This window comes from Flavobacterium labens (assembly GCF_048286755.1).
Taxonomy (GTDB): domain Bacteria; phylum Bacteroidota; class Bacteroidia; order Flavobacteriales; family Flavobacteriaceae; genus Flavobacterium.
This window is the reverse complement of the sequence record NZ_JBLVPL010000009.1, coordinates 1-23,555: the sequence shown is the minus strand read 5'-3', so window position 1 is coordinate 23,555 and position 23,555 is coordinate 1. Positions and strand designations below refer to the sequence as shown.

Genomic DNA, 23,555 nt, shown 5'->3' with positions numbered 1-23,555 from the left:
GTCTAGTTGTAGTTGGTTTAGTTAATTTTTCATAAAAAAACCCCAAGAATTAACTTGAGGTTATATTTATATATAGTGCATTCAAGATTAATTACATATTTTTGAAAATAGTATGCATCAACCGCTTCTTATCATTTATGCTTTCCTCCAGTGAGATCATCGTTTCAGTTCTGTAAACTCCATCAATATCGTCAATCATAAAGATAACATCTTTAGCATGCTTAGTATCTTTTGCTCTAATTTTACAGAAGATATTAAATTTCCCAGTAGTAACAGAGGCTACCGTTACAAAAGGGATTTCATTGATTCGTTCCAAAACAAATTTTGTTTGAGACGTATTGTTTAGAAAAACACCTACATAAGCGATAAAAGAATATCCCAATTTGTCATAATCAAGCACTAATGAAGATCCCATTATAATACCGGCATCCTCCATTTTTTTAACTCTGACATGAACAGTTCCTGCAGAAATCAATAATTTTTTTGCAATATCCGTAAATGGAACTCTTGTATTGTCTATCAACATATCTAAAATCTGGTGATCTACTTCATCTAAACGAAATTTACTCATAATTCTTAAATTAATATTATTAATTACTATAACAAAGTATAAAAATATACATAAAAACAACAAAAAGACATAAATATTAAATTTTTATCATTCCGTTAACAACTTTTATGTTATTATCTAAATAAAAATCAGCTTTTTGATTCAATTTAGGAATATTACCAAAATCATCTTCATATAAAGCTCCTTTAGCATCGTATTCAAAATGACCAAAATAATTTTCTAAATCCCCTATTTGTGAAACATAGGCATTAAAACAAACCCGATTTTCAATTAACTCCTCTTTGTATTGTGATGCAAAATTGGTGATTATTTCGATACCATCATAATTTATTTTGATGTTTTTATACATAAAATCATAAAAAACGACTTTATTTTGAGGAATATTCAAATATTTATTAATTCCGTTGCTAACTATAACGTTTTCGCAAAGTGTCGTAAAACTGGAAATTAGCGCCATAAAAACGTATTTACGAGTTTTTTCTCTTTCATAATCATTAGCAAAATGCCCCGCTTCAAACAATAATGTAGGTACACCCAAATATTGAAACGTATCACCAATGCAGTTTATATTGAAAGAATCATCAAAACGACCTATTTGGTTCGGTAAATACTTCTGAAGCTCTTCATTTATACTCGCAATCAAATTAATAGCCTTTAATCTGGATTCGTTTATTTCTCGTTCTTCATTATAGGACGGCGCTAAAAATGATAAAGTAGCCGGCTTACCAGTATCGCTTACGCCAAAAATAGTACGCTGATCGTGAAGATTAAAGCAATAATCGGGTTTAAAAACCTCAAAAACCTCTCTTAAAATCTTGCTTTCTGGCTGCGTAAGCGCTTGCGAATCGCGATTTAAGTCTACTTTGTTAGCATTTTCTCTTGTATACAATGTTGCACCGTCAGGATTCAGCATAGGAATACTACAAAAAGTAAATGCGTTGAGTAATTTCTGTGCCAATTCAGAACCACTATGTAATAGATTCAAAAAGTCAAATAGTGCTTTTGTAGTTGTACTTTCATTTCCATGCATTTGTGACCAAAGGAAAATTCTAGTTTTACCTTCTCCGATTTTATACGAATAAATCGACTTTCCTAAAACTGATTTTCCAATAATTTGTAGTTGATTATTGGTGTTTAATTTTTGCAATAAAGGTTCAATAGAATCTAAAGTAATGTAACGACCGTGAATAGTTTCTTCTTTATATTGACTGAATACTTGTTCTAAATCCATGATGTTTTATTTGATTTACAAAAGTAAACATCTTTACATTTACATTTGTAAACTATTTAAATTCAAAATATTTCAATGATGTAAACAATATTTAGCGGTTAGACTCTGTTAACTTACTTCCTATAATTGACAATTGTTATTTATTTTTATAATGTTATTTTAATAATTAAATATCAAACAGTTATGTATGTTTATATCGTTTTATACTTTATGTACTTTGATATAATATATTGCTATTTACAGTTGTAATTTTGGTGTTTTAATCTATTTTGATTACATTTGTAAATAGTTAATTTTTAATATTAATTTACAATGGTAAACATAGAGGATTTTATAAAAAGATTAGAAATTATACTGGATTACTACAGTTTGAATGCATCTTCTTTTGCTGATAAAATTGGTGTACAGCGCTCCAGTTTGTCTCACCTACTTTCAGGAAGAAACAAACCCAGCTTGGATTTTATTCTTAAAATATTAGAGGTTTTTCCTGATGTAGATTTGTATTGGATTTTAAATGGAAAAGGAAATTTTCCTAAAAATTCACAACAGTCAGGCAAAAAAGAAAATAATGTTGAGCAAGTTGTAAAACAAAATATTCCTGCTCCTTCTTCTGCTGAAATAATATCTGAAAATTTATTTTCAGAAATTAAAATTCCATCTGTGATCCCAACTTTGGAAACAAAAAAAATAGAAAATCAAAATAGCGCTAAAGAATCCGATTCTACTGAAATAGATAAAATTGTTATTTTTTATAAGAATGGAACTTTTAAAAGTTATGTTCCCGATTAAAAAAATAACCCCATGTCGGAATTTCGAAATGGGGTTCTCTTATATTATTTTCCTGCATCAATTATTTTTACAATAAATTGAATTTATTTTTTACACTATTATTTATTCAAATGAATATCCTTTTTCCGGGATTTTACCTTTTACACCTTTATAGTGTTTCTTCAAAATTGCCATATCACTTTCGATATCTCCAGTTGGTGAAACTGGATTTCCTAAATTCACTTCTTTTCTTCCAAAATCAAATGTAACAGGAATTATAGGAACATTTGCTTTTAAAGCGATATAATAAAATCCTGTTTTTAATTCGGTAACTTTTTCACGGGTTCCTTCTGGAGCAACAGCCAAACGAAAAATTTCTTTCCTTTGAAAAATAGCAGCGATAGAATCCACTTTATTCAAACCGCCAGAACGATCCAGTGGTTCGCCGCCCATATATCTAAAATAAAATCCGAAAGGAAAACGAAACAATTCCTTCTTACCCACCCAGTTCATTTCTAATCCAGTAATGCCTCTGGTGAAAATTCCCAAATAAAAATCATGTGCACTTGTATGCGGCATCACCATCATGACGCATTTTTTAATATTTGCGTCAATTCCTCCAACTATTTTCCATCCCATGAGTCTGAAAAATATCCATTTGTAAAATTGTTTCTTCATTCTTTCTTATTTCGCACAAAATAAATAATTTAAATCTTATTTTTGAGTAAAACTGCCACTAATGATTAAAAAAATATTCAGTTATCTCATTCCAATAAAAATTTATGAAACAAAATCTTCATTGAGCAAATCGATTGAAGTAACTTGGACTAATGGTGAATTAGTTTTAGACTCAGAAAATGCTAATTATTCATATGGCAGTTTACAACGCATTTTAAGATTGGGGTTAAAAAATATTGGCTACGAAAAAATAGTTCCCATGAAACATATTCTTGTTTTGGGAGTTGCAGGCGGAAGCGTTATCAAAACGTTGGTGGACGAAATAAAATACAAAGGAAAAATTATCGGAGTTGAAATTGATCCCGAAATAATTAAAATAGCCAATACCTATTTTAAACTAGACGAAATTGAAAATCTTGAAATTGTAATAGATGATGCTTTCGAATTTGTTCTAAAAACCAAAACCAAATACGATTTAATTATTATTGATATTTTTCAAGATACAGTAATGCCAAATTTTCTATTTGAAACTTTTTTTATCAATAGAGTTTGCTCTCTTTTAAAAAGTCATGGTTTTATACTTTTCAATACCATGTTATTAAATGAAAGCCAAAATTTAAGAAATAAAAAATACGTTTCCGAGTTTTACAAAGATCAATTTCAGATTAAGACCATTCCCAGACTTGAAGTTCATAACGAACTAATTCTAATTGAGAAACTAACTTAATAGTATAAGTTTTTTGTGAAAATTCACAATGGAATTCTGGCCAAGCAACACAATTATTTTGTAACCTTACATAGCGTTATTTAACACTTTGCTAGAATGAAAAAAATTTTAAAAAAACTACTTCTTGGAAAAACGTCAAAGGGCGTGCAACCTAAATTTAATCCTATCCAAAAACGGATTCAGAATATTCAATCCATTTGGAATAACGATCATCAGGAAGATAATGGAATTGAAAAAATTGTCCGATTAATACTGGCTTCGTCCCAATTACTTTTTCCAGGGATTTACATTAAATATTGGGCCAGCAAGAAAGGAGTTGAATACCAAGATTTAGCTTTAGACTTTTATGTTTTATTAAAAGTGATTTTTCCAATAGTGATATTAATAAATCATTGGCAAAGCCAAGAATGGCTTATTTGGATTCTTGTTTATGTTTTTTTGGAAACTGTTTTTTATATTCCAACACTGATTTTTGCATCTGATTTATTTTCAAAACCACGCTCATACAAGAGATCCATGTTGTTGCTATTTTTTAATTATTTGGAGATTGCATTTGCGTATGCTGTCTTTTATTCTGTTGGAAATTACATGAACAGACCGTTTTTGCATTGGTTTGATTCTATTTATTTCAGCATTGTAACTTCCTCTTCCATCGGCTATGGCGACTACCATCCCATTACACCAATAGGGAAATTTCTAGTTACAACACAAGCCTTACTGTTTCTGTTTTTTATTGTGCTTTTCTTGAATTTCTTCTCCACCAAAGTAAAAACAAAAGGTTATTTCGATCATGAAAATCTGGAGTAACTACAGCATTTTTCTCGCTCTTTCTAAATCCTCCGGAGTATCAATTCCGATTCCGACATGTGTCGTTTCCACCATTTTAATTCGTTTTCCAAATTCCAAATAACGCAATTGTTCCAATTTTTCGGATGCTTCCAAAGATTGCATTGGTAAACTATAAAAATCCAATAATGCTTGTTTTCTAAAAGCATAAATCCCGATGTGTTGCATGTAGCGAACACCCACATTTTTCTCTCTTGGATATGGAATTACCGAACGTGAAAAGTATAATGCGAATCCATTTTGATCCACAACTACTTTTACATTGTTGGGATTATTGATGTCTTCTTCATTAGTAATTTCGCGCATTAAAGAAGCCAAATCTACTTTTTTATCCAAATCATTTCTAAAAACTTCAATGACTTTTACCAACGGTTCGGCATCGATAAACGGTTCGTCTCCTTGCACATTAATCACAATATCAACGTCCAGATTTTCAACCGCTTCTGCAATTCTATCACTCCCTGATTCGTGTTCTTTAATACTCTTGATGGCTTTTCCACCGTGAGAAACGATTTCATTATAAATTAAATCCGAATCCGTTACCACAAAAACATCATCAAACAATTTAGTGTTTATGGCTGCTTCATAAGTTCTTAAAATAACCGTTTTGCCTCCCAAATCCTGCATTAGTTTTGCGGGAAATCGTGTCGAAGCATAACGTGCGGGAATGACTGCTATTATTTTCATTATATATGGAATTGCTAAAGTGCTAAGTTAGTATGTTTTTAGGATTTACAAAATTGTTCTCAATCCTTAAATTTGCTTGGTGATATTCCAGAAACTAATTTTACGCCTGATTGTAAAACCCAACTTCTCGTACAATTGTATTGCACCTTTATTGTCTTCAATCACATGTAAATATGGAATTTTATTTTGCTTGAAAATTTCATTTACGGCATGGATCACTAATTGTTTGGCGTATCCTTTTCCGGTATGGTTGGGATGTGAGACAACTGCGCTTACTTCGATAAAGTCATTCATTTGCATGCGCTCACCAGTCACGGCAACAAGTTCACCGTTTTTGAAAATACCATAATAATTACCTAATAAAGCGGTTTTCTTTTTAAAATATCCTGGTTGCACCAAGTTCACCAACTCATATAAAACATCAATATGTTCGTCAGTCAGTTTTATGATTGGGTCATTAATAGCAATGTCGATTGGATTACAAACAATCATTTGAAGACAAACCAATTCTTTATTTAACTTCAATAGATTTGAAAGTTCCGGCTTTTCTCCAACAATAAAAAAACTATCAACCATCTCAGAATATTCATCCAAAGACTTTGCAATCGCATTACCTTTTTCAAAACCACCAAACGGACAATAATCCGGATGATATAATTTTACACTGCCATACTCTACCGCAAAACTTTGATGTGTTTCTGATAACGAAAACCAAACTGGATTATCTAATTTTTTATCGTCTCGTGTTTTCACAATAAGTTTTTTTTAAGGTTGGTTTTGGGGTGTTAATATTTTTTTAAAGCAAAAGAGCTATTTTACAATACACTCCTTTACTACCTATCTACATAATCTTCACCGAAGTCATACTCAAAGAACCCGCCAATAACTTATCATTAAACAAACTCAGTTCTTCGGTTTTTCCTTTTAGTCCTAAAGTATAAATTAAAGGTAAATAATGCTCTGGCGTAGGAATCGCTAATTGGAACGCCTTGCTTTGTTTTTCAAAATCAATCAATGGTTGAAAATTCCCGTCCAATAAATAATTGTTTACCGATTCCCTTGCTTCAATTGCCCAATCGTAACCGTAATTGTCTTTGTCGAAATTATGATAATCGACCAACCTTAAATTATGCACAATATTTCCGCTGCCTACAATCAAGATTCCTTTGGTACGCAACGCACTTAATTTCTGAGCCAGTTCAAAATGGTATTGTCCAGATTTTGTATAATCAATACTCAACTGAATCACGGGAACATTCGCCTCGGGATATAAATGTTTAATAACACTCCAAGCACCATGATCCAAACCCCAATGTTCGTCCAGCTCTACCTCTACTGGCGATAATAAATGTTTGGTATCTACTGCTAAATCCGGACTTCCTTTTGCGGGATATTGTACATCGAACAGTGCTTGTGGAAAACCTCCAAAATCGTGAATCGTTCGGGGCATTTCCATTGCGGTAACTTTGGTACCTTTGGTATACCAATGCGCCGAAATACACAAAATGGCATTCGGTTGCGGTAATGTTTTTGCCAAATTTCGAAAACCCGTCACAAACTGATTTTCTTCAATTGCGTTCATCGGGCTTCCGTGTCCCAAAAACAAAACCGGCATTTTTTCGGTATTCGAAAAAGAGCCAGATATTTTATGTAAGTCGTTTAATGTGTTCATGTGAATAAAATTTATTTATTCTAGTTATCAGCTCGTTCTATTAAATCCCAAAGATTGCCGTAAATATCAGCAAAAACAGCTACTTTACCATACGCTTCCAAAATAGGTTCTCTAATAATTTCAACTTTATTATCCAATAAATTTTGATAATCTCTTTCAAAATTATCAGTATTTAAAAATAGAAATACGCGTCCACCAGTTTGATTTCCCACTTTTTCTGACTGTTCTTTAGTTGCTGCTTTTGCCAGAAGCAAACTGAATCCAATGGCACCTTTTGGAGCAACCAAAACCCATCGCTTTGTATCATTTAAAACGGTATCTTCAATTAAATCAAAATGTAATTTTTGAGTATAAAAAGCTATCGCCTCATCATAATCAGCAACAACCAAGGCAATGTGAGCTATTCTTTGTTTCATTATTTATAAATTTACTCTACAAAATTCTCATCCTTAAAACCTATCAAATATAATTTATTTTTGGCTCGAGTCATTGCCGTGTACAACCAGCGAATATAATCTCTATTGATGCCGTCCGGTAAATACGGTTGTTCTATAAAAACAGTATTCCACTGACCGCCTTGTGATTTATGGCACGTAATTGCATACGAGAATTTCACTTGCAAACCATTGAAATATTCGTTGGCTTTTACTTTTTGGAACTTTTGGAATTTGGTTTCACCTTCGTAATCTTTCAATACTTCCTGATATAATCTATTCGATTCTTCATAGGTCAACGATGGTGATTCACTTTTTATGGTGTCCATTAATAATACCGTTTCAAATGGAATCTGATTGGGGTAATCAATCATTCGAATTTTTACTTTGGCAAACTTAAAACCATACAATTCTTTGATATTGAAAATTTCTAATATTTCGATAATATCACCATTGGCTATAAAACCCGCTTCATCAGAATCTTTCAACCAAAAATAATTGTTCTTCACCACCATCAGAAAATCGCCAGTGGAAAGTTCACTTTCTTTATCGAGGATTTTGGTTCTGATTTGCTCATTATATTGATTCGCTCTTTTATTGGAACGAACAATAAAAGCGGTGTCTTCTATACTATAATTGCTGTATGCGGAATTGATGGCATCCTGAATATCGTAACCATCGGTCAACCGAACGATATCTTTGAATTTTTTGAGATCAAATTTGAATTCATCAATAAAGGAATCTTTCAATAATTCCCGAAGTTCAGTTGCGTTATGCAAAATCCCGGAATTTTCTTCCTGACGCATTACTTCGTCTAACTCAATATGTTCTACTTCCTTATCATAATTCATTCCCAAAGTACGAATGTCCAAAGCGGGACTGATATCTAAATTCACCGGAGGCAACTGAGCCGTATCTCCCAATAAAATCATCTTACAATTGGTTCCCGAATAGACATACGAAATCAAATCATCTAATAAGGAACCGTTTTCATACAACTTAGAATCAGAATTAGTATCCGAAATCATCGATGCTTCATCGACTATAAATATGGTATTCTTGTGTTTGTTTTGTTGTAACGTAAACGAAACGCCACCACCGGAAGATTTCTTGGGGAAGTATATTTTTTTATGAATCGTAAAAGCCGGTTTGTTCGAATAATTGGCAATTACTTTTGCCGCACGACCAGTTGGCGCCAACAAGACATATTTTTTATTGATGTCTAATAAACTATTTACAATCGTAGAAATAACGGTCGTTTTTCCCGTTCCCGCATATCCTTTTAATACGAAGATGGTTCTATTATCGGTTTCGGTTAAAAAAATAGCGATTTTTTGAAAAAAAATATCCTGTTTATAGGTGGGTTGAAAAGGGAATTTTTTTTGTAAAAGACTATAAAACAGGGAGGAATTCATTTTGTGTTATTTGACTGCAAAGTAAAGAATGTTTTTTCAATTTCAATGTCAATAGCAATTTCAATTTTCAATTACTGCCATTGAATATTGCCATTGTCATTACTATTGTCATTGCTACTGTTATTGTCATTGCAATTAAGTTTTGTAATTGATTTTTTGTAATTGATTTTTGCCATTGCCATTGCAATTGATATTGTTATTGATTTTAAAATTTGTAAGTTTGCGTTGTTGAAAAAATCAATACTATTATGAACATAGCCGAAAAAAATTATAAAAAACTTTCCATTCAAGTTTCCTTGACAGGACTTTCTTTTTGTTGTTTTGATACGCTAAATAATACGGTAACTTCATTTAACGAAGTTCATTTTGATACCTTTCATAAAGCCACAAAAATTGAAGATTTGTTTGCCGATGCTTTTAGAGATCATCCGGAATTGAATGATTCATATGATGAAATTCTGGTGATTCATAATAATAACCTTTCAACATTTGTACCTGAACCGTTATTTGACGAAAACTTTTTAGGCAGTTATCTGCAATACAACACGAAGGTTTTTGAAACTGATTTTTTCGCTTTTGATGAAATTTCAAACTATCAAATGAATGCAGTTTACATTCCGTATGTGAATATCAATAATTTTTTCATTGATCAATTTGGTGCTTTCGATTACAAACATGCAAATAGTATTTTGGTTTCCAAATTATTAGTTGCTTCCAAGAATAAGGATGATAAAAAAATGTTTGTACATATTAATACAGGTCATTTTGAAATCATTGTGGTTCAGAACCAAAAATTATTACTCTTCAATTCTTTTGATTATAAAACGCCGGAAGATTTCTTATATTATATTTTATTTACGGCTGAGCAATTGAACTTAAATCCCGAAAATTTCCCATTGGAATTAATCGGAAATATTAATACCGAAAGTGATTATTTCAAAATTGCTTACAAATACATTCGCAACGTTTCCCTCATAGATGTAGAAGATTTACGATGGAACAATTATTTTTCTGAGGCCGAAAACAGAAATCATTTTATACTTTTCAACTCATGAGAATCATTTCAGGAAAATACAAAGGAAGACGCATTTTTCCACCAAAAGGATTGCCCGTTCGTCCCACTACCGATATGTCTAAAGAAGCATTGTTTAATGTTTTGAACAACCATTTCAGTTTTGAAGGACTTAAAATATTAGATTTATTTGCAGGAACAGGAAATATCAGTTACGAATTTGCCTCACGAGGAAGTACGCCAATCACTTCTGTTGATGGTGATTTTGGTTGTGTAAAATTCATCAAGCAAGTAGCAGCTGAATATGATTTTAATATTGCCGCCACAAAAAGTGATGTATTCACGTATTTAGAAAGATGCAAAACATCTTACGATATTATTTTTGCAGATCCGCCTTATGCTTTGGATCAAAAAACTTTCGAAAAAATTATCTTATTAGTTTTCGAGAAAGAATTACTTAATGAAGATGGAATGATGGTAATCGAGCATTCTAAATATACCAAACTAGATCACATGATTCACTTTTCGTTCCAGAAAAGTTATGGTGGTTCTATTTTTAGTTTTTTCGAAATTGGTTCTGGTGATAAAGAAGATTCTGAAAATGAATCAGACCAAAACGAAGGTGAAGAAGAATAATCTAGATAATATATAAAACAGAAAAGTTCTTGAAATTACAAGAGCTTTTCTGTTTTTAATAAAGATTTAAAATAACTATTTACCAATTATCCAACCCAAAGTAAAGTTTAAAACTGGAACTAATTCACTGTCATTTTTGTCAAAATTATAACCAACACCCATATTCAAATCAAGATTAAAATTCCCTTTGTACGTTCGTTGAAAACCCCAAACCGGCGCTACAGTTATCGATGCATTTTCGGGCAAAAAGTTATCATTCGTAGCAATTGATTTGAAATTATAAAGAGCGGTCATAGCAACAAAACCTCCTGAATTATGAGAAGTAACTTTTCCCTTTTCTGCTCTTTTCTCTAAATTATAATAATGACGAAACTGTTCGTTGATGTAAGGATAGAAGGTCCAGGTTTTCCCAAAACTATTCGATGTATATCCATAACCTGAACTCCATTCTGAGTAAAGTGTATTTTTATCACTTAGACCATGTTCGTAAACAAATCCGGGAAGTAATACATTAATTTTAAATTGACTTTTTTCTACTACTGGTTTTTCTTGTGCGTTAGAATGTGAAATTGTCATTAAAATAAAAAGAGCTGCAAGAGCTGCTTTACCATTTTTAGATACCGAAAATTGCATGTATAGTTATTATTAAGTTCTCGATATATCATTTGTTTTATATCGGACGCAAACATAATACTAAATTCTAATTTGTCAGAATTTTATTTTAACAATAAACTCAATTTTTAGCTAACTTCTCTAATACAAGTTGGTAAATAGGCGTTGCAACTCCAAATTTTATTGCTTGATCTACCACATATTTTGTCAAGGAAACTACTTCAGTATTTCTACCAGCCAATAAATCTCTGTGCATCGATGAAGTGGCGTCTTTTGGAGTTTTCTCTAGTTTGATAATCGTCTGAGCCACAATATCATCTGGCAACGCTAGCCCTTTTGCAACAGCGACAGCAGTAATCTCGTTTAACAGTGAACTATAAATTGCTTTATTTTCAGGATTATTCAAAATCCCTCCTATGTTTACGTTCAAATAGGAAGTAGCTGAAGCTAACGCTGAAATAAAAATGAACTTTTCCCAAACCGTTTCTTCGATATTTTCCACAAGATAACTTTCAATATTGGCATTTTCGAAAATGGATTGTAGTTCATTTAATTTGGAAACCGGTGTATTTTTAGAACCAAAAAATAGTTTTTCATAAGAACCCATTTTTTTGATAACTCCAGGTGATTCAATCATTGAAACAATATAAACACAACCTTGCAAAACAGTATTTTCAGAAAACAACTTTTGGATGCGTTCCGTGGCATCGACACCATTATATAAAGGTAGGATTATCGTGTTTGGGGTAATACAATTTTTTATGGTTTCAAAACTGGTTTCAATATCGTAGGTTTTAGTAGCGCAAATAAGGTAATTAAGTTTCCCAATTTCTTCTGGGTTGTTAGAAACTAAACTCGGAAAAGTACTTATTTCAGTAGTATCAGCAATAATTTTTAATCCATTTTTGGCTATTGCTTTTTGGGTTTCGCCTCTTGCAATAAATACGATTTCGATTGCATCTGATTCAAAATAAGCTTTGGCTAATAATCCTCCGAAGTAACCACCTACTCCACCCAATCCTAAAATCCCAATTCTTGTTTTCATATAGGTAAAAATTATTTTTTAGCAGTCATATATAGTATCGCCTTTTTATTTATTGGTGTTTACTTACGCAAACTTGTTGCTATTGGCTATTTCATAACTACTATTTAAAAATTAAACCATTAAGAAATTCAGAAAATTAAGCGTTGCGACTTAATGAAACTTAATTTCTTAATGGTTCTTTTTTAGATTTCACAATCTTTAGTTTTATTAAATCTTTTAATAAAAAATGCAGACCTATAAGCCGGATTCTGTCTCCAATAAATTAGAGCCTTATCATTTATCTAGATCACACATTACTGCGTGACTCAAGCTATCTACCCTTCAGCAACGAACGAGACGCCCTTAAATGCTGATATACTTGATATTTCACCGCATAGAGTTTACCTGGTTTCACTACAGCATTACCTGTACATACTTTCTGTTGCACTTGTCCTAATCTCGTCCGTAAAGACGAGACCGACGGGTGTTACCCGCTATGCTTCCCTTTGGTGTCCGGACTTTCCTCCCTCTCGTCCCAAAAGACGAGACGGCGATAAGGCGGTCTGCGGTGCAAATTTACACTATTTAATTCTTTTTTTTCATTTACTGTAACCTACTTTAACAAGCCTTTTACAATCAATTCATAATAAATTAGTTACCTTTAGTAAATAACTAAAAAATCTCTATTATGTCAAATATGTATCACTATGCCACCGTTTCTAAAGCCTTAGACGATTTGAATGAGATGGGATTTACCTTTGATTTTAATCTTCATGAGGAAGATATTGTAAAAAATCCAAGCCACTATGAAATTCAACATATTTATCGTTACGAAGGAGATTCAAATCCAGATGACGAAGCAACAGTTTATGGTATAAAATCAACTTCTGGTAAAAAAGGTGTGTTTGTAGCGGGATATGCAGCAAATTCCGAAAATGGAGCCGCAAAAGTATTAATTGATCTAACCATCAAAGGGAGAAACAAGTAAGCTCGTTTTCTAAAATAATTTAAAACTAAATCAAGAATTTAAATCAATTATTTTTTAGGAGCTTATTCCAGCTATCCGTAACAATCTTATACGCCATCCCGAGGTTTCGGGACCAGCGAATAAGGATTTTTTCTTCAAACGCAGTTCACTGAACTCCATTAAAATTATAGTACTGTGAAGTAATCTGAGCTAGGAAATTTGGGAAACAAAAACCATTCTGAAAATTATAAAATCTTTCAATACTTAAATTTTTGCATCATTAAATTAAAACCTATATTTGCTTTCGAATAAAATTTCTATGGAACAATTTGTTGTATCGGCTCGTAAATATCGTCCTCAAACATTTAAAGATGTTGTAGGACAAAAAGCCATTACTAATACTTTATTGAATGCCATAGAAAGCAATCACTTAGCTTCAGCATTGTTATTTACAGGACCACGTGGTGTTGGAAAAACAACTTGTGCCCGTATTTTGGCTCGTAAAATTAACCAGCCTGGATATGATGATCCTAATGAAGATTTTGCCTTTAATGTTTTCGAATTAGATGCCGCATCCAACAACTCCGTGGATGATATACGTAATCTAATTGACCAAGTTCGAATCCCGCCACAAACGGGACAATACAAAGTATACATTATTGATGAGGTTCACATGTTGTCCTCGGCAGCTTTTAATGCTTTCTTGAAAACATTGGAAGAACCGCCCAAACATGCCATTTTTATTTTGGCTACGACCGAAAAACATAAAATTATTCCAACGATACTTTCTCGTTGTCAAATATTTGATTTCAAAAGAATTACCGTAAAAGATGCTAAAGAACATCTTGCCGAAGTGGCCACAAGTCAAGGCGTAGTATTTGAAGATGATGCTTTGCATATTATTGCTCAAAAAGCTGATGGCGCAATGCGTGATGCTTTGTCTATTTTTGACCGAGTAGTTTCTTTTTGCGGAAAAGATTTAACACGTCAAGCCGTTACGGAAAACTTGAATGTGTTGGATTACGAAACGTACATCAATGTAACCGATTTGATTTTGGAAAACAAAATCCCAGATTTATTGATGGCTTTCAACGAAATTCTTGCTAAAGGTTTTGATGCACACCATTTTGTATCCGGATTAGCTTCCCATTTTAGGGATTTATTGGTTTCTAAAACACCTTCTACATTATCTTTATTAGAAGTTGGAGAACAAGCGCAGCAAATGTATGGTGTCCAAGCACAAAAATGCAGTCAAGACTTTCTTTTAAAAGGAATTGAAATTGCTAATGATTGTGATTTGAAATACAAACTGAGCCAAAACCAACGACTTCTTGTTGAACTTTGCCTGATGCAACTTGCCTCTATCACTTTTGATGGAGAAAAAAAAAAGTTGACCAATTTATAATTCCTCCTACTTACTTTAGAAAGAACGATTACTCTATAGTTGAAAGTCCAAAAGCTAAAATAGAAAGCACTACAATTAATCCAATAGTAGCAGCAACTCAAGAAAAAGAACCGGAAACTATTGTTAGTGCTCCTTCAGTTTCCACTCCAACAGTAAAAATTGATATTCCACAATCTAATGAACCAAAGGTTTCTGCGTTTTCATTAGCTAGTATTCGCGCCAAAAAAGCATTGGAAGAAAGTACCAGAGGGATTGTTAAAGAGGTGGCACACTTACCAACAGAATCTTTTACTGAAACAGAAATGTTATTGCATTGGAACAAATATGCACAACGTTTAGGAGATAAAGGCTATAAAATTATGGAGTCGTTATTACTTATTAACGATCCTAAATTAAACGGAACTTCCATCACAATTGAATTGCCAAATGAAGGATCTAAATTAGACTTCGAAAAAGAATTGAATGGACTTTTAGGACATTTAAAAGGACATTTACACAATCATGATATCACAATTGAGGTTATTGTGAACGAAAGTATTGAGAGCAAAAGAAGCTTTAACGACCAGGATCGATACAACAGATTACATGAAATAAATCCAAATATTGAACTTTTACGAGCAACATTTGGATTAGATTTAGATGCTTAAAATGTAAAATCTAAAAGAAATTAAATCTTTCCGTAATACATCGCTTTTACAATACCATCAGAAAGCCCAATTTTAGGAACATAAATATTTCTTGCTCCACTCCATTTCATGGCGTTCAGATAAATTCTTGTAGCAGGAATAATTACATCGGCGCGATCCGGATTCAATCCTAATTCTGAAATTCTTTGTTCATAAGAAAGTGAATTCAAGAAAGCATATTGGGAATTCATATAAATATAAGACAATGGTTTTTCTTGTATTTTTCCGGACATCTTGAACAGCTTGTTGATATTCCCCCCTGAACCAATCAGAATGACTTCTTCATATTCTTCCGTATTTGTTTTGATCCATTTTTCAATTTCATCCCAAACCACATCACAAACCATATCATTTAATAACCGAACGGTTCCTGCTTTGAATGATCTTGAATTAATCATTTTGCCATTAGAAAACAAGGTAAATTCGGTGCTTCCACCACCTACATCAACAAAAAGATAGGTCTGATCTGTTTTAAGTAAATGGTGTAAATCTGTTGAAGCGATTATTGCTGCTTCCTTTTTACCATCAATTATTTCTATTTTTATGTCGGCTTTTTTCTTTATTAGAGCAACAACTTCTTTGCCATTGTAGGCTTCGCGCATCGCTGAAGTTGCAAAAGCCATATAGCGTTCTACTTTATGCACCTTCATCAAAAGATTAAAAGCTTTCATAGCATCGCACATTCTTTCCAAGTTCTCTTCTGAAATTTCACCTACGGTAAAGGCATCTTGTCCAAGACGTATTGGAACACGCACTAATGAACTCTTATTAAACTGCGGCTCTTTTCCCTCTTGTTCTACAATATTTACAATCAATAAACGCATGGCATTAGAACCAATATCGATTGCGGCATATTTTTTTATTTTAATCATTTTGGATTTGATTCGTTTATTCTTTTAGTAATTAATTGGTCTATTTATTAATTCTAAAATGAAAAAATTATTGAAAACATTAAACTAAACTGGAACAAATTATTATACTATTTTTTCCATTTTTGACTCTAACTCAACTTTACTTTGATAGTATTTATAGGTTTCTAATTGTGCCCTAAAAACTGGATTATGATTTCGAATTCTATACTTATTATCTAATTTATAAGAATGATAACGAGCTTTTACATTCCCTTTCCAACCTATATCGAAGTTATCTATTAATTCATTTTTTATTTCCTGATCGTAAATCGGACAGGTAACTTCAACACGACCGTCTAGATTTCTGGTCATAAAATCAGCTGATGAAATATAAACTTCAGTTTGTCCAGCATTACCAAAAATATAAATTCTGGAATGTTCTAAATAATTATCTACAATACTTATAGCTTCGATATTATCGCTCATACCTGGGATTCCTGGAATCAATGAACAAATTCCTCTAACTTCGAGTTGAATTTTTACTCCTGCTCTACTGGCCTCATATAATTTATCTATCATTTCAAAATCAGACAAGCTATTCATTTTTAGCTTTATATGTGTTTTTCTTCCCGCTAATGCATGTGTAATCTCTCGATCAATTAATTTTAAAAATCGGCTTCTGGTGTAATGCGGTGAAACTATAAGATGCTTATAGCGATGTACTCTGTAATTGATATCAAAAAACTCAAATATTCGCATAATATCTTTCAGAATTTGCTGATGACTCGTAAAAAGTGTTACGTCAGTGTACACTTTTGCGGTTGATTCATTGAAATTCCCTGTTGAAATAAAGCCGTATCGTTTTATTTTATTATGTTCATTTCTTTCAATAACACATATTTTACTGTGTACTTTTAGTCCTTTTATTCCAAAGATTAATTCAATGCCTTCTAGTTGCATTTGCTCTGCATACGAAATATTGGAGGCTTCATCAAAACGAGCTTGCAATTCGATTTGAACGGTTACTTTTTTTCCGTTTTTGGCAGCATTTATCAATGAACTAATGATTTGAGAATTTTTGGCTAATCGGTATAAAGTAATTTTAATTGAAGTTACCTTTGGATCTAATGCCGCTTCACGCAAAAACTTAGTCAAATAGGAAAAGGATTGATATGGAGCATTGAGTAAATAATCTCTTTCACTTATTTTTTCTAACATACTTCCTTCAAGACTTAATCCTGGAATTGGTAACGGATCATTGGTTTTGTACAATAAATCAAATCGACCTAGATTTGGAAAATTCATATAATCGCGTCTGTTATGGTATCTTCCACCAGGAATAATACTGTCAGTAGAAACGATTTTCATTTTATCAAGAAAAAATTGCAGGGTATCCTCTTCAATTAATTGGTCATAAATAAAGCGAACCGGTTCACCAATTCTACGATCTTTAACACTCAATGATATTTTTTCAATCATACTTTTGCTTAAATCACTGTCGATGTCTAACTGAGCATCTCTGGTGATTTTTATCATATGTGCAGAAACACTTTCATAGTCAAAAATATTGAAAATACTGCTCAAATTATGTCTAATAACATCATCCAGAAGTATGACATACTGTTTCTCATTATTTGATGGTAAAACAACAAAACGGTTAATTGTTTTTGGAATTTCGATTACGGCATAACGAACTTCTGAATTTTGATTCATAACTAACTTGATGGCTAAATATCCCGAAGTGTCTTTCAAAACAGGAAATTCTGCTAAATCATTCAAAATTATTGTTACTAATTCAGGACTTAATTTTTGAATAAAAAAGTCTTTCAAAAAGATTTCCTGCTCAATTGTAATATCATTTTCAGTGATGATAAATATATTTTCTGTCTCAAGTTCAGCTTCAATAATATTTAATATTCGTAAACTTTCAGATTGTTGTTGGATTACAATTTCGGTAATATCTTTTACTAATTGCTGTGCAGAAATCCCTCCAAGATACTTTTCTCCAGTGATTCCTGTAAGACTTAATCGTCTAATGGCTGCAAAACGAACTCTGAAAAACTCATCTAAATTATTCGAAAATATACCTAAAAATCGTAATCTGTCTAATAGTGGAACTGAACTATCGCCAGCCTCTTGAAGCACTCTTGCGTTGAAAGCTAACCAACTTTTTTCTCTATCAATGTATTTGTATTCTAATACTTTATTCATCTTAAATCTTTGGGAAATATTATTTTTTTTATTTTACCTTTTTTAATTTTTTTCCAATCATCTGTATCAAATTCTAAAGATACAAAACCGCTTGTAGGAATATTATCAATATAATTATCCCCAAATTTATTAACAAAATTTGTAATTGCACCATTATGTCCGAAAACAATAACACTTTCGAAAAGATTACTGCATGATTTAATAACTTCCTCCAATTTCTTTTCGTCAAAGGTATAAAGGTCGTCTTTGTAAACGATACTTTCTATAGGATAGGCTAAATTTTGAGCAAAAATTAACGCCGTGTTTGTTGCTCTTTTTGCAGAACTGGCCCAAATAATATACGTTTTGGGTATAAAATCTTTTGCATGAGTAGAAACAAGATGCGCATCTTTCATTCCTTGACAAGTCAAACCACGATCTTTATCATGCATTGGAACTTCCCAACTTGATTTTGCATGCCGAACTAAAATTAGATTTTTCATACTAACACTGTTTATTTATCAATGGCATTGTTTCAATTTATTTGAGCTTACAAATTACAAAATAAATTTTAAATGCAATTGCTTATTCAAATTCAAATAATGAAAATTTGATTGATAACTAATATTTTTTAGCTGAAAAAATTAGTGAAAAATAACCATAAAAAGATTACTCTTAGATAAAAAAAATACACTCCCAATCAACTTGTTAAATATTTTATTCTACCCTTACTTTTTAATAACAAAAAACATTAAAAAAACTTACCTAAATCAAGTAAACAAAGCCTAATAATCAGCAAAAAAGGATTGAAAATTAATCCCTAAGATTAAAAAAGTGTCATTAAACGAGTTTATTGGTTTTTGGCAGAAAAAAAATATAAGATATTCCTATTTATTTACCTTTGCCCAAATTCTAAATTTAAAAATAAATTCCTATAAAAAAAATCCTAGTTATGATTGAAATATTACTTAATAAAATTGTTAAACTACAAGACGATTTATTTATCCAAAATAATATATCATTGTCATTCATAATGGGTTTTCTATTTTTTACCATCTTCTTTTTTGAAATAATTAGAGTTAATCAAAATATTTATTTAACTAAATTATTTAAAACCAATATTACCAAAATTTCGTATTTAACGGCATAAATTGATTTTTAAAATAATTTAAACTAGCCACTTAAAAAGAAATTAATTCCTTTTTTTAAATTCCTTTTTATAATTGATTATGTTTCAAAATACTTTTATAAAAAACATTAAAAAAAGACTTTTTACTACTGAAAAAAAACCTACAAATTCATGAATAAAATTACTTTAAAAACAAGTAAAATAATATTTTTTATTTTATTCCTTTTAGTTTCACTAAAATCATTTTCACAAACACCAAAATTCACAACCCCAACATTAATATCTGGAACCGATAAAACAGTCGGTGCCAAATATCGTTATCCCACTGTTACTAATGTTGATGGAACTGATGTTGATGCTATAGTTACTATAGTAAATATAACTAATGCTACAATCGTTGATATTGACAATCCAAATAATGGAGGTGGAAGTTTAAGAGATAGATTTCAACCCGTGATTAGTACGTCTCAACCTAATGGAAATGTTGAATTTCAATTTGCTTTCTATAAAGGAGGAACATTTAACACCGCGCAACAATTAAAAATTGATTTAAGCTCTTTTATTTTAGAAGTTCTTGATTTGGACGGAAATGAATTTTTTGATGTTACTAGGCCTAATAACGAAAACTATACATTAGAAGCTAACAGTTTAATTACCGTTAGCACAGTAACACCATATACAAGATTTCAAGGACCTAGTAATTCTGTTGACCCTATTAGTATTACTAATACAAAATACATTGCAGCAGTTAACTTTGGAACTCTTAATTCAATATCTTTTAGATTAGGAAATAGTAACAGTTCTAATCAAAGACAAAGTTCGATTAGTTTTGGAGAGGTAAGTTTTACAATACCCAAGGCACCAATTGCAAATGATGATTCAAGTTTATGTAAATCATATGGCACTATCACAATAGATGTAACATCTAATGATATTGATTCTAATCAAAACATCGACAAATCATCCGTAGATTTAAATCCAACATTGTCTGGAATTCAAACTTCCTTAACGGTATCAGGTCAGGGAACTTGGTCTGTTAACTCAAATGGAATAGTAACTTTTGTTCCGTTAGCTAGTTTTAAAAATAATCCAACGCCTATTAATTATACCATTAAAGATTTAACTGGATTACTATCAAACGAGGCTAAAATTACGATAACATTTGCGCCAAATCAACCAACAAGTAACGGTAATATTACTGAATGTGAGGCTACACCTATACAGACGCTAAATGCCAATAATGCTTTAATATCAACTACTGGAATAACTTGGTATGATGCCGCAACAAATGGAAATATTGTTACAAATCCAACTTTAAATTCAGTAGGCTCGGTAACTTATTATGCAGAATATTCGAATGGTACGTGTTCAAGTTTAACCAGAACAGCAGTTAAACTGACTATTACACCAGCAATCGCTTTTACTGCAACTCCTACTCAACCGAAATGTTTTGGTGAAAAAGGATCGATAGTTTTAAGCTCGCCAACTGGGGGGACAGGAACTATTACTTTCAATTCAACTGCCAAAACTGATTTGGCTGCCGGAAATTATACGTACACCGCTACTGATGCGAACGGTTGTTCTAAATCAATAACGGTTACTATCAACGCGGCTCCTGCTGAAATCGCTTTTACTGCAACTCCTACTCAACCGAAATGTTTTGGTGAAAAAGGATCGGTAGTTTTAAGCACGCCAACTGGGGGAACAGGAACTATTACTTTCAATTCAACTGCCAAAACTGATTTAGCTGCCGGAAATTATACGTACACCGCTACTGATGCGAACGGTTGTTCTAAATCAATAACGGTTACTATCAACGCAGCTCCTGCTGAAATCGCTTTTACTGCAACTCCTACTCAACCGAAATGTTTTGGTGAAAAAGGATCGGTAGTTTTAAGCACGCCAACTGGGGGGACAGGAACTATTACTTTCAATTCAACTGCCAAAACTGATTTAGCTGCCGGAAATTATACGTACACCGCTACTGATGCTAACGGTTGTTCTAAATCAATAACGGTTACTATCAACGCGGCTCCTGCTGAAATTGCTTTTATTGCAACTCCTACTCAACCGAAATGTTTTGGTGAAAAAGGATCGGTAGTTTTAAGCACTCCAACTGGTGGAACTGGAACTATTACTTTCAATTCAACTGCCAAAACTGATTTGACTGCCGGAAATTATACGTACACCGCTACTGATGCTAACGGTTGTTCTAAATCAATAACGGTAACTATCAACGCAGCTCCTGCTGAAATTGCTTTTACTGCAACTCCTACTCAACCAAAATGTTTTGGTGAAAAAGGATCGGTAGTTTTAAGTACGTCAACAGGAGGAACTGGAACTATTACTTTCAATTCTACTGCCAAAACTGATTTGGCTGCCGGAAATTATACATACACAGCTACTGATGATAACGGTTGTTCTAAATCAATAACGGTTACTATCAACGCGGCTCCTGCTGAAATTGCTTTTATTGCAACTCCTACTCAACCGAAATGTTTTGGTGAAAAAGGATCGGTAGTTTTAAGCACGCCAACTGGGGGGACAGGAACTATTACTTTCAATTCAACTGCCAAAACTGATTTGGCTGCCGGAAATTATACCTACACCGCTACTGATGCAAACGGTTGCTCTAAATCAATAACGGTTACTATCAACGCGGCTCCTACAAAAGTGGTATTGACTGCAACTGCTAGTCAAATCACATATTTTGGCGGTACTGGTAGCGTATCATTAAGTGCTGATGGTGGTAAAGGTCCATATACTTATGATGTTACTAATCCGTCTACAACAGGTTTAACTGCAGGAACGTACACTTATAAAGTAACTGACGCTAATGGTTGTGAAGCCACAACTAGTGTTACTATTGTTCCTGCACCAGAAATTGACGCTGTAAATGATCTACTAGTTTCATCGAATGGGACTAGTGGGAATTTTAATGCTGGGAATGTTTTACTAAGCAATCCTAATTCAGCTAATACACCTGATACAGTAAATGGTTTAGCTGCAGTAATTAATCAAGTGAATTTAACAATTATAACCGCTGCCGTACCAAGTACTGTTGGAGCCTCTGTACCAATTTTAGATTTAACAACAGGCCAAATATCAATTCCTGCTGGAACTCCTGCTGGTTCTTATTCCATCATCTATAAAATTTGTGATAAGCAATATCCCGACAATTGTGATTCAGCAACAGTTACCATTCCAGTTAACGCACCTGCTATTGTCGCTGTCGATGATGCTGGAACTCCGGTAAACGGATTTACTGGTGGAACGGCTTTCACTAATGTGTTGACTAACGATACCTTGAACGGAGTAGCGGTTGTAGCTTCTAAAGTGAGTACCACTTTTGTTTCGGCAACTAATACAGGAATCACGCTTTCTGGTACCAATGTAATTGTAGCCGCGGGTACGCCTGCCGGTTCGTATTCTTTGGTATACCGAATCTGTGAAATACTTAATCCTGCCAATTGTGATAATGCTATTGTTACTGTAACCGTTACTGCTCCTGTAATTGATGCGATTAATGATGTCGGAACTGTAGTATATGGGGCTACTGCTGAAACAGCTTTCACCAATGTCCTTTCAAATGATAAATTGAATGGGGTGGCTGTAGTGCCTGCTCAAGTCAATACGACTTTTGTCTCTGCAACCAATTCTGGAATCACGCTTTCTGGCACCAATGTAATAGTAGCCGCGGGTACACCTGCTGGTTCGTATTCTTTGGTATACAGAATCTGTGAAATACTTAATCCAACCAATTGTGATAATGCTACCGTTACAGTAACCGTTACCCCTAAAGTCCTTAATGTGACTGTGGTGGCTGCGGATCAAACTAAAATATACGGAGACCTGAATCCTGAACTTACTGCTGTGGTTACTGGTGCCGTGAATGGAGATACCATCAACTATACCTTGGCAACTACTGCTACGCAGTTCTCTAATGTGGGTGATTATCCGATTGCGGTGACTTTGGGTGACAATCCAAACTATACTGTTGTTGCTACCGATGCT

23 protein-coding genes and 1 other RNA gene are annotated in these 23,555 nt (G+C 32.8%); 9 read left to right on the top strand and 15 right to left on the bottom strand.

The genetic code is table 11. The features are described from left to right. Positions 1–91: 91 nt before the first annotated feature. Positions 92–571, bottom strand: coding sequence for an Lrp/AsnC family transcriptional regulator (locus ACNQF8_RS14865; protein WP_072943262.1), 480 nt, complete (start codon positions 569–571; stop codon positions 92–94). Positions 572–647: 76 nt separating this feature from the next. Next, positions 648–1,802 (bottom strand): M14 family metallopeptidase, encoded by a 1,155-nt coding sequence (locus ACNQF8_RS14860; RefSeq protein WP_417952407.1) that lies wholly within the window; start codon positions 1,800–1,802, stop codon positions 648–650. A gap of 312 nt (positions 1,803–2,114) precedes the next feature. Here ACNQF8_RS14860 and ACNQF8_RS14855 point away from each other — a divergent pair, with 312 nt between their 5' ends. Further along, a complete protein-coding gene (locus tag ACNQF8_RS14855; protein WP_417952406.1) occupies positions 2,115–2,591 on the top strand; it encodes a helix-turn-helix domain-containing protein in 477 nt (158 codons plus the stop codon). 102 nt (positions 2,592–2,693) lie between these two features. On the opposite strand, the gene ACNQF8_RS14850 is transcribed toward ACNQF8_RS14855, so the two are convergent. Next, positions 2,694–3,248, bottom strand: coding sequence for a 1-acyl-sn-glycerol-3-phosphate acyltransferase (locus ACNQF8_RS14850; protein WP_417952405.1), 555 nt, complete (start codon positions 3,246–3,248; stop codon positions 2,694–2,696). A 61-nt stretch (positions 3,249–3,309) separates the two neighbouring features. Here ACNQF8_RS14850 and ACNQF8_RS14845 point away from each other — a divergent pair, with 61 nt between their 5' ends. Both ACNQF8_RS14845 and ACNQF8_RS14840 read left to right on the top strand, forming a co-directional pair. Then, positions 3,310–3,975 (top strand): spermidine synthase, encoded by a 666-nt coding sequence (locus ACNQF8_RS14845; protein WP_417952404.1) that lies wholly within the window; start codon positions 3,310–3,312, stop codon positions 3,973–3,975. Positions 3,976–4,071: 96 nt separating this feature from the next. Continuing rightward, entirely contained in the window at positions 4,072–4,782 is a 711-nt protein-coding gene (locus tag ACNQF8_RS14840; protein ID WP_417953861.1) for a potassium channel family protein, read from the top strand. Here ACNQF8_RS14840 and kdsB read toward each other — a convergent pair whose 3' ends face one another. The 5 genes from kdsB to ACNQF8_RS14815 form a co-directional block, all read right to left on the bottom strand. Then, complete coding sequence (gene kdsB, locus ACNQF8_RS14835) at positions 4,783–5,508, bottom strand: 3-deoxy-manno-octulosonate cytidylyltransferase (protein ID WP_417952402.1); 726 nt, start codon at positions 5,506–5,508, stop codon at positions 4,783–4,785. A 66-nt stretch (positions 5,509–5,574) separates the two neighbouring features. Continuing rightward, complete coding sequence (locus tag ACNQF8_RS14830) at positions 5,575–6,261, bottom strand: GNAT family N-acetyltransferase (RefSeq protein ID WP_417952401.1); 687 nt, start codon at positions 6,259–6,261, stop codon at positions 5,575–5,577. An 88-nt stretch (positions 6,262–6,349) separates the two neighbouring features. Next, the gene (gene ygiD, locus ACNQF8_RS14825) at positions 6,350–7,180 is read right to left on the bottom strand and encodes a 4,5-DOPA-extradiol-dioxygenase (RefSeq protein ID WP_417953860.1); all 831 of its coding nucleotides are present in this window, start codon (positions 7,178–7,180) and stop codon (positions 6,350–6,352) included. 20 nt (positions 7,181–7,200) lie between these two features. Continuing rightward, positions 7,201–7,596 (bottom strand): VOC family protein, encoded by a 396-nt coding sequence (locus tag ACNQF8_RS14820; RefSeq protein ID WP_417952399.1) that lies wholly within the window; start codon positions 7,594–7,596, stop codon positions 7,201–7,203. Positions 7,597–7,607: 11 nt separating this feature from the next. Further along, positions 7,608–9,029 carry an ATP-dependent DNA helicase gene (locus ACNQF8_RS14815; protein WP_417953858.1) on the bottom strand — a complete coding sequence of 474 codons (1,422 nt, stop codon included), beginning with the start codon at positions 9,027–9,029 and terminating at the stop codon, positions 7,608–7,610. 248 nt (positions 9,030–9,277) lie between these two features. On the opposite strand from ACNQF8_RS14815, the gene ACNQF8_RS14810 reads away from it, so the two are divergent. Together ACNQF8_RS14810 and ACNQF8_RS14805 are read left to right on the top strand one after the other, a co-directional pair. Further along, entirely contained in the window at positions 9,278–10,084 is an 807-nt protein-coding gene (locus ACNQF8_RS14810; protein WP_417953856.1) for a DUF3822 family protein, read from the top strand. After that, positions 10,081–10,677: an RsmD family RNA methyltransferase gene (locus tag ACNQF8_RS14805; RefSeq protein WP_417952396.1), complete on the top strand. Its 597-nt coding sequence runs from the start codon at positions 10,081–10,083 to the stop codon at positions 10,675–10,677. The genes ACNQF8_RS14810 and ACNQF8_RS14805 overlap by 4 nt, the downstream gene beginning before the upstream one ends. Positions 10,678–10,752: 75 nt before the next feature. On the opposite strand, the gene ACNQF8_RS14800 is transcribed toward ACNQF8_RS14805, so the two are convergent. From ACNQF8_RS14800 to rnpB, 3 genes are all read right to left on the bottom strand, one after another. After that, the gene (locus ACNQF8_RS14800) at positions 10,753–11,310 is read right to left on the bottom strand and encodes a hypothetical protein (RefSeq protein ID WP_417952395.1); all 558 of its coding nucleotides are present in this window, start codon (positions 11,308–11,310) and stop codon (positions 10,753–10,755) included. A gap of 100 nt (positions 11,311–11,410) precedes the next feature. Continuing rightward, on the bottom strand, positions 11,411–12,334 hold the full coding sequence (locus ACNQF8_RS14795) for a ketopantoate reductase family protein (protein WP_417952394.1): 924 nt from the start codon (positions 12,332–12,334) through the stop codon (positions 11,411–11,413). Between the two features lie 221 nt (positions 12,335–12,555). Continuing rightward, positions 12,556–12,883, bottom strand: an RNA gene (gene rnpB / locus ACNQF8_RS14790) — RNase P RNA component class A. A 118-nt stretch (positions 12,884–13,001) separates the two neighbouring features. Between rnpB and ACNQF8_RS14785 the strand changes: the two genes are divergently transcribed. Together ACNQF8_RS14785 and dnaX are read left to right on the top strand one after the other, a co-directional pair. Beyond that, positions 13,002–13,301, top strand: a complete 300-nt coding sequence (locus ACNQF8_RS14785) for a hypothetical protein (protein ID WP_315212184.1) — start codon at positions 13,002–13,004, stop codon at positions 13,299–13,301. 298 nt (positions 13,302–13,599) lie between these two features. Next, positions 13,600–14,685 carry a DNA polymerase III subunit gamma/tau gene (gene dnaX, locus ACNQF8_RS14780; protein WP_417952393.1) on the top strand — a complete coding sequence of 362 codons (1,086 nt, stop codon included), beginning with the start codon at positions 13,600–13,602 and terminating at the stop codon, positions 14,683–14,685. A 97-nt stretch (positions 14,686–14,782) separates the two neighbouring features. Here dnaX and ACNQF8_RS14775 read toward each other — a convergent pair whose 3' ends face one another. Further along, complete coding sequence (locus ACNQF8_RS14775) at positions 14,783–14,908, bottom strand: hypothetical protein (protein WP_417952392.1); 126 nt, start codon at positions 14,906–14,908, stop codon at positions 14,783–14,785. Positions 14,909–14,915: 7 nt separating this feature from the next. Between ACNQF8_RS14775 and ACNQF8_RS14770 the strand changes: the two genes are divergently transcribed. Next, a complete protein-coding gene (locus tag ACNQF8_RS14770) occupies positions 14,916–15,332 on the top strand; it encodes a DNA polymerase III subunit gamma/tau (protein ID WP_417952391.1) in 417 nt (138 codons plus the stop codon). 20 nt (positions 15,333–15,352) lie between these two features. Here ACNQF8_RS14770 and ACNQF8_RS14765 read toward each other — a convergent pair whose 3' ends face one another. From ACNQF8_RS14765 to ACNQF8_RS14755, 3 genes are all read right to left on the bottom strand, one after another. Further along, a complete protein-coding gene (locus ACNQF8_RS14765) occupies positions 15,353–16,243 on the bottom strand; it encodes a Ppx/GppA phosphatase family protein (protein ID WP_099715622.1) in 891 nt (296 codons plus the stop codon). Positions 16,244–16,345: 102 nt separating this feature from the next. Then, complete coding sequence (gene ppk1 / locus ACNQF8_RS14760; protein WP_417952390.1) at positions 16,346–18,433, bottom strand: polyphosphate kinase 1; 2,088 nt, start codon at positions 18,431–18,433, stop codon at positions 16,346–16,348. Next, positions 18,430–18,915: a SixA phosphatase family protein gene (locus ACNQF8_RS14755; RefSeq protein ID WP_315212177.1), complete on the bottom strand. Its 486-nt coding sequence runs from the start codon at positions 18,913–18,915 to the stop codon at positions 18,430–18,432. The genes ppk1 and ACNQF8_RS14755 overlap by 4 nt, the downstream gene beginning before the upstream one ends. 797 nt (positions 18,916–19,712) lie before the next feature. Between ACNQF8_RS14755 and ACNQF8_RS14750 the strand changes: the two genes are divergently transcribed. Continuing rightward, a partial coding sequence (locus ACNQF8_RS14750) for an MBG domain-containing protein (protein WP_417953854.1) occupies positions 19,713–23,555 on the top strand: 3,843 nt, incomplete at its 3' end.